This window comes from Kitasatospora sp. NBC_00240, from assembly GCF_026342405.1.
Classification (GTDB): Bacteria; Actinomycetota; Actinomycetes; order Streptomycetales; family Streptomycetaceae; genus Kitasatospora.
In genome coordinates this window covers 1,134,825-1,145,992 of sequence record NZ_JAPEMU010000001.1, presented here as the reverse complement: position 1 = coordinate 1,145,992, position 11,168 = coordinate 1,134,825, and the positions used below count along the sequence as shown (strand labels likewise).

Genomic DNA, 11,168 nt, shown 5'->3' with positions numbered 1-11,168 from the left:
ACCTGCCACCCCGGCTTCGTGCTCGGACGCGACCGGGATCAGCGGGCGCCGGCGGGCGCGAGGCGGCCGCCGAGCAGATCCAGCAGCTCGTCCTGGAGGTTCTCCAGGTAGAAGTGGCCGCCGGAGTACACCCGCAGGTCGAAGGAGGCCGTCGTGCGGCGGTGCCACGCCGCGGCCTCGCCGGGGGTGACCCACGGGTCGGCGTCCCCGGTGATCGCGAGGACGGGCGCGTCGACCGTGGCGCCCGTGGCGACCTGGTGGCGGTCCACCGCGGTGAGGTCGGCGCGGACGGCGGGCAGGATCATCTGCAGGGCCTCCTCGTCGGCCAGCAGGCGCGGGTCCGTGCCGCTGAGCTCCCGCAGGTGCGCGGTGAGCGCGGCGTCGTCCACCAGGTGGGCGTACTCCTCGGTGCGGACGTCGGAGGGCGGCCTGCGGCCGGAGACCGCGAGCAGGTCGGGGCCGTGGCCGGTGCGTTCCAGCCGGCGGGTGAGCTCGAAGGCGAGCAGGGCGCCCATGCTGTGGCCGAACAGGCCGTACGGCCGGTCGCCGACCGCCGCACGGATCGCGGGTGCGGCCTGGTCGGCGAGTTCGGCGATGTCCTCCACGGCCCTTTCGCGGTAGCGGTCCTGACGGCCCGGGTACTGGAGCGCGAGCACCTCCAGTCCGGGGCCGGCCGCGGTCGCCCAGGGCCGGAAGATCGAGGCGGAGCCGCCGGCGTGCGGCAGGCAGACCAGCCGGACGGGCGCGTCGGGGCGGCGGTGGAAGTGCCGGACCCACAGCGAGGTCTCCTCCCGCCCGGCCCCGGCCACGGTCGACGTCCCGGCCGCGGTTCCGCTCGCGATTCCGTCCGATGTCCCGGTCGTGGCGGTGCCGTTCGGCCACGAGTGGTGCGCGGTTCCCGTGGTGCTCATGCCGCCTCCCGGCGTCCGGTGCGGGCGTCGCCGGCCGTGCGGCGGGCGACGGTTCGTTCGATGAGGTCGGCCCGGTCGTCGAGGTCCGCAGGCTGCTCCGCCCGGTCGGCCCGCGGGGGGCCGGCCAGGTCGAGGCGGTGGTCGCCGGCCAGGATCGCGCGCTGCACCTCACGCAGCGCCCGGCCGGGTTCGATGCCCAGCTCGGCGGTGAGGATGCGGTGCGCCGAGCGGTACACCCGCAGCGCGTCCGCCTGCCGCTCCGAGCGGTACAGCGCGATCATCAGCTGACGGTGGAAAGCCTCGTGCAGCGGGTGCTCGGCGACCAGCGAGTAGAGCCGGCCGATCAGTTCACGGTGCCGCCCGGAGGCCAGCCCGGCGTCGATGTGCATGCCGACGCACTCCAGCCGGGCCTCCTCGGCCCAGGTGGTGAAGCCCTCCAGGATCGGGCCGGCCCGCAGGTCGCCGAGCGCGGGTCCGCGCCACAGTTCCAGCGCCGCCTCGAAGGCGACGGCGGCCTCCTCCGGCCGCCCGGCCCGGGCGGCCTTCCGCCCGCTCTGCATCAACTGCTGGAACTCCTCGGAGTCCAGCCGGTCGCTCGGGCCCAGCCGCAGGACGTACCCGGGGGAGCGGGTGGCGATGACACTCTCCGGCCGGTCGGCGTCGGCCAGCAGCTTGCGCAGTTGCGAGATGTAGACGTGGATGGCGGCCAGATGGCGGCGGGGTGGGGCATCACCCCAGATCTCGTGGCCGAGCTGCGGTATCGGGACCACTTCCTCCGCCCTGACCAGCAGGGTCGCCAGGACGACCTCCATGTTCCGGGCGTTGACGGTCGAGGTGCTGCTCCCGGTGTCGACGCGCAGGCTTCCGAGAATTTCGTATCTCAATGCGGACTCCCTGAGTGTGTGTCGGCCACCTCAGGTTGTCGCGCCGGACGGCATGGCGCATCAGCGTATTCACGTATACGTAGCGACCCGGGCCCCGTGCGTACCGGGGGTACGTACGGGGCACGTGACCAGGATCACCCCCGGTCGAGGGTTCGCAACTGTTCGGCGAGTGCGAGGCGTTGCGGGAGCCGGTCCCCGGTCATCCGCAGGACGGTCAGCAAGGTCCACAGCCGGGTCTGCGGGAAGTACCCGGGGGAGCCGTGGACGTCGTCGTGCACCCGCAGCCGCAGGCTGCGCACCGAGCGCCGCAGACGCTCGGTGTCCGACGGCGGGATGATCTCGTCGCGGGCGCTGGCGACCAGCGCGACGGGGATGTCCACCGCGCTCAGCCGCCGGTGGTCCAGGGCCAGCGGGCCCAGTTCCTCGAAAACCCGGTCGGGGTGGGTGCGGGCGAGGTGCGCCAGGGTGTCCACGGTGACCCGGGGGACGGTGGCGCGCCAGGCCCGGTCGGTGAAGAAGTCGTGCACCGGCAGGCCCGCGCCGACGATGCCGCGGATCCGGCGGTCGCCCAGCGCGGCGTGCAGGGCCAGGTTGCCGCTGAAGCTCAGCGCCAGCGCGTACGTCCGCGAGGTGTCGGCCCGTCCGGCGACCGCGTCCAGGACGGCGGGCAGCAGCGCGGGCGCCGACAGGTCGTACGGGAGCGGGTTCTCACCCACCCCCGGCATCTCGGTGACCACCCCGGCCAGGCCGAACTCGGCCAGTTGGAGCAGCACCGGCGCCCACTGCTCCTTGAGGCTGATGATCCCGCCGGACATCAGCAGCAGCGGCTTGGGGTCCTCCGCCGACAACCCGCCCGCCCAGGCGGCCACCGGGCCCGCGGGCGTCGGCACCTCCAGCCGCTCGATGCCGGGGAAGCCCGACGCCCAGCGGGAGAACACGGCGCGGGCCCGCTCCTCGGCCTCCCGGCGCGCGGAGCCGGACGGGTACGGGAAGCGCGCCATGGTGTAGAAGCGACCGGCCTCCAGCAGCCTGCCCTCCTTCTCCAGCCGCTCCCCGGCCTCCGTCCAGCCCCGCACCCAGGAGCCGGGGCCGCCGTCGCCGTCGTCGACCACGCCGTCCAGCACCGCCCCGTACTGCTCGGGGGTGATGCCCTGCGAGGTGGCCTGTGCCACCACGAACTGCTTGAGCTCGGCGAGGTCGTTCGCCGGCGCCTTGCTGGTCACCCTGTGCACTCCGCTCGTCATTCCCGTCCCTGCCTGCGCCGTCCGCCCGTGCCGCCGGCCCCCTGCCCCGCCCCGCTCACCGGGCGGACCGGGCGTCGGCCTGCGGCCGGTCCGGTGCGCCCGCCGGGGCCGGCCACTCCTGAAGCGCCTCGCGGATCTCGGCCAGCACGTCGGCGGCCTCCGCGCCGTCGATCACCCGGTGGTCGAAGGCCAGGCTGAGCCGCAGCACCGGAGCGGCGACGATCGCGCCGTCGCGAACCACCGGCCGCTCGACGATCCGGCCGACGCCGAGGGTGATCGTGGTGCCGCCCACCGAGTGGAAGCCGTCCACCGGCCGGTGGCCCAGCGAGGTCACCGCGAAGGTGCCGGTGATCAGCGGACGCAGGGTCAGGTCACGGGCCGCGCGGGCGAACCGCCACCGGCCGCGCAGCCAGGGCAGCGAGTGCAGGGCCCGGATCCCGGCGAACTCCGGCAGTTCGGCCGGATCGCCGTCCCGGACCCGGTCCAGCCGGCGCTGCACCTCGGCGAGCCCCGCCGTGTGGGGTTCGGGCACCACGGTGGAGAGCACCACCCGGGTGCCGTCCAGGGTGCGGTCCAGGGTGATCTTCCCGGCCACCGTGGAGAACCTGGCCAGCCTGGGGCGCAGCCCGCCCCGGTAGGCCGCGTTGGCCTCCGGGTGACGGGCCAGCACACCGCCGGCGGCCACCAGCACGTAGCCGGCCACCGATCGCCGCAGCCCGTCGGCCCGCGCCCGTTCCCGGTCGGCCAGCAGCCTGGTCGCGTCGATCTCGGTGTCCAGAAACACCGGGGAGAAGTCCCGGATCGCCTCCAGGAAGAACAAGGTGTGCCGCCGCTCCCGCGGTGGCGGCGCGAGCTGGGGTGCGCGCCCGGTCGGACTGCCCATGGGATGATCCCTCCGTCGTACCGGCAGAGGTGCCGAGCCTGACGCAACGGGCTAATCGGTGACTGAATCCCGGTGGCCGGTCCGAGACCGGCGACTGTGAAATCCTTGTGTCATCCGTCCGGGTGGCCGCTGGGCGTGGCTACGATCGAAAGCAGCCTCGGGCGGACCCGCCAGCTCCGCCGGGCACCGGGGGAGGGATGACCCAGCCGTGATCGCAGTCCGAGACATCTGCATCCGAACCGAAACCGTCCGGCAGACCGAGAACCGTCAACTCCTCGCCGTCCTCGACGACGTGGCCGACGGACGGGCGTCCGCCGTCGAACTCGCCGGCGACCCGGGCAGCGGCAAGACCAGGCTGCTCGCCGGGCTCGCCGAGACCGCCGCGGGACGCGGCTTCACCGTCCTGAGAGGCCTCGCCGACCCGGCCGAACAGGACCTGCCGGGAAGCCTCTTCATCCAGGTGCTGCGCGGCTGGCTCGGCCTCGCCGACCGTGCCGGGCTGCGCGAGGAACTGCTCGCGGTGATCCGCCGCATCGCCACCTCCGTGGACGACGGCACCGGGTGCCCCACGCCGGAGCGGTTACGCGCACTCCTCGAACAGCACACCTGTCGCGGACTGTTGATCGTGCTGGACGACGTGCACGCCGCCGACCCGGCGTCACTCGCGCTGCTCGACCGGCTGGTGCGCTGGCCGGTGAGCGCGCCGCTCGCCCTGGTCGTCTCCTACCGGCCCCGGCAGGCCCCGGAACGGCTGCGCGCCACCCTCGCCCGCGGCAGCCAGCTCGGCACCGTCCGGCGGACCGAACTCGCCCCGCTCGGCCTCACCCAGGCCGCCGACCTGCTCGACCTGAACGCCACCGATCCGCGGCTGCGCCTCCTGCACCGGGACGCCCACGGCAACCCGCTCTACCTGCAGGCGCTCGCCCGGATCTGCCCCGGCCGGCAGGTGGGCCGCCCCGACGGCCTGCTCGCCGACCTGCGCGGACTCCCGGCCGACGCGGGCCTTCCCGATGTGCTCGCCCGCCACCTGGTGACCGAGCTCAGCGTCCTCGACCCGCAGCAGCAGACCGTCCTCGCCGCGGCCTCCGTGCTCGGCGACGACATCGACGCCGGCGCGGTCGCCGCTGTCGCCGGACTCCCCGAGCCGGAGGTCTGCCGCCTGCTCGACGGGCTGCGCCGGGTCGACCTGCTGCGCCCGCTGTTCGGCACCACGCGCAGCGTTTTCCGGCATCCGCTGGTGCGCTGGCTGGTGTACGACGGCACCGACGCCTGCTGGCGGGAGGCCGCGCACCGCAGGGCCATCGCCGTGCTCGCCGCGCGCGGCGCCCCGGTCGAACGGCGCGCCCTGCACACCGAACGGGCCACCCCCGGCCGGGACCCGCAGGACGCGGCGGTCCTCACCGCCGCGGCGCGGGCCGCCCTGCGCGGCGGCGACCTCGCGCTGGCCGGCCACTGGCTCTCCACGGCCCTGGCGGCCGTCGACCGGGCCGGCCAGGCGACCGATCCCGGCCACCGGGTCGCCCGCGAACTGCTGGACACGGCGGCCGAGGTGGCCGCCCGGACCGGCTCACGCGCCCTGCTCGCCGAGACGGCGGCCCGGCTCGGCCACGTGGAGCGCCGGGGCCGCCCGGCCCGGGCGGACCGTGAGGTGCGGGCGGACGCCCCGGCGACCGGCGAGGCCGCCGCGCGGCCCCGCCCGGCCGGCGGCACCGGCCGCCGGGCCGTCCGGGCGCTGCCCGCGGCCCGCTCGGAACCCGCCGGCGACGCGGCGCTCTCCGCGCTCACCGGCCGCGAACGCGAGATCGCGGAGCTGGTCGGCACCGGCCTGCGGACCCGCGAGATCGCCGACCGGCTCGGCCTCAGTGCCCGCACCGTCGAGGTCCACCTCGCCCGCACCTACCGGAAGCTGGGCATCGGCTCCCGGGCCGCCCTGGTCCGGATGGTCGTGCAGTCGGCGGCCTGACGGGCGGCCCGGGACGCCGGTCACCACCGCCGGCTCCCCGGGCCGCCCCGGCCCGGCCGGACCTGTGCCCAGGCCCTGCTGAAGTCCCGCTGAAGCGGCTCTGAACGGTGATTGTCCGCGCTCCCGCTCCCCGGCTAGCGTCCCGTGCTGCGCTGCCCCCGCCCGCCGGGGACGGGCGGCAAGGAGCATCCCGTCGCTGCGCGGCCGGGGGAGAGCACGGTGGGTTTCGTGGACGTCGGTACTGCGCTGCACCTGGCGGTCGCTCTGGACGGGGCACCCGGTGGCGAGCCGCCACCCGCCGTGCCCGCGCCGGCGGCGGTCTGGGCGGGCCGGGCGGCCGAGGCCGAGCGGGGACTGCTCGACCTGCTGACCCTGGACGACGCCCACGCGCCCCCGCCCGGTGGCGGTGCCCGCCCGGAAGCCGTCCAACTCGGCGCCGCGCTCGGGGCGCTGACCCGGTGGATCGGGATCGTGCCGACCGTCACCCCGACGCACAGCGAACCGTTCCACCTCTCGACCGCCGTCGCGACTTTGGACTTCGTCACCACCGGCCGGGCCGGCTGCCTGGTCAGGGCCGGCCTGGACCGGGCCGAGGACGGGACGGTGGGCCGCACCGGAGGCACCGCCGAGGAGCGGCTCGACGAGACCGCGGAGGCCGTCGAGGTGATCCGCGCGCTCTGGGACTCCTGGGAGGACGGCGCCGAGATCCGCGACACCGCCCGGGGCCTGTTCCTGGACCGCGCCCGGATCAGGCCCGTCGCCCACCGGGGCCCGCGCTTCGCCGTCCGCGGCCCGTCCGTCACCCCGCGTCCGCCGCAGGGGCAGCCGCCCGTGCTGGTCGCCGTCCGGGACGAGGGCTCCCGCCGGCTCGCCGTCCGCAGCGCGGATCTGGCGCTGCTGACGGCCGCCGACCCGGACGACGCCCGCGAACAGGCCGCCCTGCTGCGCGCCGCCGAGGCCGCCGCCGCCCGGCCCGGCCCGCCCCTGCTGGTCTTCGCCGACCTGCCGGTCGCCCTCGACGGGGACCCGCGCCGGGCCGCCGCCCGCCGCCCGGACGGCCCCGGCGCGTTCGCCGGCACGCCCGAGGCGCTGGCCGCCGCACTGCTCCGCTGGCGGGCCGCCGGGCTGGACGGCGTCCGGTTGCTGCCCGCCTCCGTCGACCAGGACCTGCCCGCCGTCACCCGGGGTGTGGTGCCCGCCCTCCAGGCACGCGGCGCCTTCCGCCGCCGCCGCGACGCCGACACCCTCCGCGCCCGCCTCGGCCTGCCCCGCCCCGCCGCCCGCCCCGGCCGCTGATCCTGCCCACCGACCGCGTCCGCCGCCCGGCCCACAGGAGCCCCCGATGCCCGTACCACCGCCCGGCGCCCGCCGTCAGGTCCTGCTCGCCGCCACCTTCCCGCACAGCGTCTGGGTCATCTGGGACGACCCCCGCTCCGGCAGCCAGATCGACTTCGCCTCGTTCCGGCACGCCGTGCGGACCGCCGAGCGCGGCCGCTTCGACTTCTTCCTGATCGCCGAGACGCTGCGGCTGCGCGAGCACGCCGGACGGCTGGACGACCTGGAGGTGGCCGGCCGGCCGCACAGTCCGACCGTGATGTCCGCCCTGGCCGCCGTCACCCGGCACATCGGCCTGGTGCCGACCATGAGCAGCACCTACAACGAGCCGTACGAACTCGCCCGCCAGATCGCCACCCTCGACCACCTCTCGGCCGGCCGCGCGGGCTGGAACATCGTCACCACCGCCGACCCCGAGGCCGGCGCGAACTTCCGCCGCGGCGCCCACCTCGCCCATGCCGACCGCTACGCCCGGGCCGAGGAGTTCGTCCGCGCGGCCACCGCGCTCTGGGCCGGGGGCACCAGCACCCCGCAGCGGCACCGGGGCACCCACATCGACCTGGAGGGGACGTTCACCCTGCCGCCCGGGCCGCAGGGCCGCCCCGTCCTCGTACAGGCCGGCGACTCGGCCGACGGACAGGCCTTCGCGGTGCGGCACGCCGACATCGTCTTCTCGCTGCACGACCGGCCCGCCGACGGGCGCCGGTTCCGCACCGCGATCCGCGCCCGGGCCCGGGCCCTGGGCCGCGACCCGGACTCGCTCAAGGTGATGCCCGGCGCGGGGTTCGTCCTCGGCGACACCGCCCGGGACGCCGCCGAGCGCTCCCGCGAGGTGGCCCTGCGCCAGGTGACCCCGGCGGTCGCCCTCACCCGGATCGGGCAGCAATGGGGCGCCGACCTGTCCGGCCGCGACCCCGACGACCCGCCGCCACCGCCCGCCGGGCCGCCCGGCTCACCTGCGGCGGCGATGTACGCCCGGGCCGCCGCCGAAGGGCTGTCGATCCGCGAACTCGCCATCCGCAGCCTGCTCCGGCACACCTTCGTCGGCACCCCCACCGAGGTCGCCGCCCGGATCGACGAGAACGTCCAGACCGGCGCCGCCGACGGCTATGTCCTGGCCGGCCACCTCAACCCGGTCGGCTTCGACGAGTTCACCGACCGGGTGGTGCCGCACCTCCAGGAACGCGGGGTGCTGCGCACGGCCTACCCCGAGGGGGCCACCCTGCGGGAGAACCTCGGCCTGAGTGCCCGGCAGCCCGGCGCCGTCCGGTGACCGCGCCGCCCCGCGAGCACCGGCCCCGCCCGGCGGGCCGCGGTCCCGCGGCGCCCCGCCCCGGACCGGCGCTCGCGGCGCTGGCCGCCTGCCAGCTGATGGTGGTGCTGGACGCCAGCGCCGTCAACGTCGCGCTGCCCCGGCTCCGGGAGGACCTCGGGTTCACCGACGCGGGGCTGTCCTGGGTGGTGAACGCCTACGTGCTCACCTACGGCGGCCTGCTCCTGCTCGGCGGCCGCTCAGGGGACGTCCTGGGCCGGCGGCGGATGTTCCTCGCCGGGATGTGGACCTTCACCGCGGCCTCCCTGCTCGCCGGCGCCGCCCCCGACGGCACCGTCCTGATCGCCGCCCGCGCCGTCCAGGGCGTCGGCGGGGCCATCGCCTCCCCGACCGCGCTCGCCCTGATCGGCACCCTGTTCGACGGCCCGGCCCGGGCCCGGGCGGTCGGCGTGTACGGCGCGGTGTCCGGCGTGGGCGGGGCGATCGGCCTGGTGCTGGGCGGGGTGCTCACCGACGCGCTGTCCTGGCGGGCGGTGATGTTCCTGACCGTGCTGCCGGGCGCCACCGCGGCCCTGCTGGCCCGGCGGCACATCCCCGAGTCGCCGCGCACAGCGGGCCGCTTCGACGTGCCGGGCGCGGTGCTGGCCACCCTCGGCTGCTTCGCGCTCACCTACGCCGTCGTGCACGGCTCCGAGCGCGGCTGGACGTCCGCCGGCACCCTGGCGCCGGCCGCCGCCGCGCCGCTGCTGCTGGCGGCCTTCGTGGTGGCCGAGCGCCGGGCCCCGCAGCCGCTGGTGCCGCGCGCCCTGGTGGCGGACCGCCGCCGGGCCGCGGCCAACGCCCTGCTGGCCCTGCTCTCCGCGACCAGTTTCGGCTCCGGCTACCTGCTGACCCAGTATCTGCAGCGCGGCCTCGGCCTCGGCCCGGCGGCGACCGGGCTGGCCTTCCTGCCGTGGAGCGTGCTGGTCTTCGCCGGCGCCCGGCTGGCCGCCCCGCTGGAGGCCCGCGCCGGGCCGCGCTCCGCGTTGCTGGCGGGCAGCGCGGCCACGGTCGCGGGCGCCGCCCTGCTGGCCGGCCGCACCCCCGGCGGTTACGCCGAGGGCCTGCTGCCCGCGCTCTGCCTCTTCGGCCTGGGCATCGGCCTGGCCTTCGCCGCCGTCACCCGGGCCGGTCTGGTCGCGCCGCCGGAGCTCACCGGAGCGGCGGCCGGGCTGCTGAACGTCTCCCAGCGGCTCGGCGGAACGGTCGGGCTGGCCGTGCTGGTGGCCGTCGGCGGGTTCGGCTCCGCCTTCGTCGTCGTCCTGCTCTACACCCTGGCCACGGTCGCGTTGGTCCCGTTCGCCGCCCGGCCGCCGGTGGAGGCGTCCGGCACGGGGCCGCCTGCCGAGGCGTCCGGCACGGCGCCGCCCGCCGCCGGGGACGGGGCCGTGGGGTGAGGAGCGGCCGGCCCGCCCCCGGTACTCGGCGTGCCCCGGTACACAGCGTGTCCCGGTACACGGCGTGCTCCGGTGTTCGGCGCGCCCCCGGCTCCCGGCCGGCCGCGCAACCTGCGGCGCAGCGTCCCGGAGGTCCGGACCCGACCACCCGGGTCCGGGCACGGTTTGGATGCGGTTTAGCCCTAGTCACCACGCTGGAGCCGGCAGGCCCATCGATGTGAGACGGAGCGACCTCGTGAACGATTTTCCCACCCGCCGGCTGGGAGGGCTCGAAGTAGGCGCCCAAGGGCTCGGCGCGCTCGGCCTGAGCGAGTTCTACGGCCCGACCGACCCCGATCAGGCAGTGGCCACCATCCGCCGCGCCCTGGACCTCGGCGTCACGCTGATCGACACGGCCGACGTCTACGGCCACGGGTTGAGCGAGGAGTTGGTCGGCCGCGCCGTCGCCGGCCGCCGTGACGAGGCCGTGGTGGCCACGAAGTTCGGCGTGCTGCGGACCGGCGACGGCATCGGACAGGCCGTCCGGGGCGACGCCGCCTACGTGAAGCAGGCCGCCGAGGCGTCGCTCAAGCGCCTCGGGCTGGACCACATCGACCTCTACTTCCAGGCCAGGGTGGACCCTTCCGTGCCCATCGAGGAGACGGTGGGTGCGCTGGCCGAGTTGGTGCAGGCCGGCAAGGTCCGGTACATCGGGCTCTCCGAGGCCGCTCCGGAGACGATCCGCCGCGCGCACGCCGTCCACCCGCTGGCCGCCGTGCAGACCGAGTGGTCGCTGTTCTCCCGCCAGCTGGAGGACGAAGTGGCGCCGACCGCCCGCGAGTTGGGTATCGGCATCGTCCCCAACGCGCCGCTCGGGCGGGGCCTGCTCACCGGGCGCTACCGCTCCACCGAGGCCTTCGGGCCCACCGACTTCCGTACCGTGGCGCAGCCGCGCTTCACCCCCGAGAACTTCCCCGGCAACCTCGGCCTGGTCGACCGGCTGGAGCCGCTGGCGATCGAGCTGGGGGTGTCGGTCGGCCAGCTCGCCCTGGCATGGGTGCAGCACCAGGGGGAGGACGTCGTCCCCATCCCGGGCACCCGCCGGATCGACCACCTGGAGGAGAACCTGGCGGCCGCCACCCTCTCGCTGGGCCCTGAGGAGCTGGCCGCCGTCGAGGCGGCCGTCCCCGCCGGCGAGGTCGCGGGCGCCCGACTGACCGACTTCAGCCTGCAGTTCGTCGACCTCTGACGCCGGCCCCG

The 11,168-nt window shown here is 76.4% G+C and carries 9 protein-coding genes; 5 read left to right on the top strand and 4 right to left on the bottom strand.

Translation table 11 applies throughout. The features are described 5' to 3' along the window. Nucleotides 1-38 precede the first annotated feature (38 nt). The 4 genes from OG689_RS04825 to OG689_RS04810 form a co-directional block, all read right to left on the bottom strand. On the bottom strand, nt 39-911 hold the full coding sequence (locus tag OG689_RS04825; protein ID WP_266318013.1) for an alpha/beta fold hydrolase: 873 nt from the start codon (nt 909-911) through the stop codon (nt 39-41). Next, entirely contained in the window at nt 908-1,795 is an 888-nt protein-coding gene (locus OG689_RS04820; RefSeq protein WP_266318011.1) for an AfsR/SARP family transcriptional regulator, read from the bottom strand. The genes OG689_RS04825 and OG689_RS04820 overlap by 4 nt, the downstream gene beginning before the upstream one ends. Before the next feature lie 134 nt (nt 1,796-1,929). Continuing rightward, the gene (locus OG689_RS04815) at nt 1,930-3,018 is read right to left on the bottom strand and encodes an alpha/beta hydrolase (RefSeq protein ID WP_266318009.1); all 1,089 of its coding nucleotides are present in this window, start codon (nt 3,016-3,018) and stop codon (nt 1,930-1,932) included. 76 nt (nt 3,019-3,094) lie between these two features. Continuing rightward, a complete protein-coding gene (locus OG689_RS04810; protein ID WP_266318007.1) occupies nt 3,095-3,922 on the bottom strand; it encodes a 2-oxo acid dehydrogenase subunit E2 in 828 nt (275 codons plus the stop codon). Nucleotides 3,923-4,130: 208 nt separating this feature from the next. Here OG689_RS04810 and OG689_RS04805 point away from each other — a divergent pair, with 208 nt between their 5' ends. The 5 genes from OG689_RS04805 (at nt 4,131) to OG689_RS04785 (ending at nt 11,157) form a co-directional block, all read left to right on the top strand. Continuing rightward, nucleotides 4,131-5,885 carry a LuxR family transcriptional regulator gene (locus OG689_RS04805; protein ID WP_266318005.1) on the top strand — a complete coding sequence of 585 codons (1,755 nt, stop codon included), beginning with the start codon at nt 4,131-4,133 and terminating at the stop codon, nt 5,883-5,885. A 228-nt stretch (nt 5,886-6,113) separates the two neighbouring features. Further along, nucleotides 6,114-7,181 (top strand): LLM class flavin-dependent oxidoreductase, encoded by a 1,068-nt coding sequence (locus OG689_RS04800; protein WP_266318003.1) that lies wholly within the window; start codon nt 6,114-6,116, stop codon nt 7,179-7,181. A 46-nt stretch (nt 7,182-7,227) separates the two neighbouring features. Continuing rightward, nucleotides 7,228-8,493, top strand: coding sequence for an LLM class flavin-dependent oxidoreductase (locus OG689_RS04795; protein ID WP_266318002.1), 1,266 nt, complete (start codon nt 7,228-7,230; stop codon nt 8,491-8,493). Then, nucleotides 8,490-9,929 (top strand): MFS transporter, encoded by a 1,440-nt coding sequence (locus OG689_RS04790; protein WP_266318001.1) that lies wholly within the window; start codon nt 8,490-8,492, stop codon nt 9,927-9,929. The genes OG689_RS04795 and OG689_RS04790 overlap by 4 nt, the downstream gene beginning before the upstream one ends. Before the next feature lie 235 nt (nt 9,930-10,164). After that, on the top strand, nt 10,165-11,157 hold the full coding sequence (locus tag OG689_RS04785; RefSeq protein WP_266317999.1) for an aldo/keto reductase: 993 nt from the start codon (nt 10,165-10,167) through the stop codon (nt 11,155-11,157). Nucleotides 11,158-11,168 lie beyond the last annotated feature (11 nt).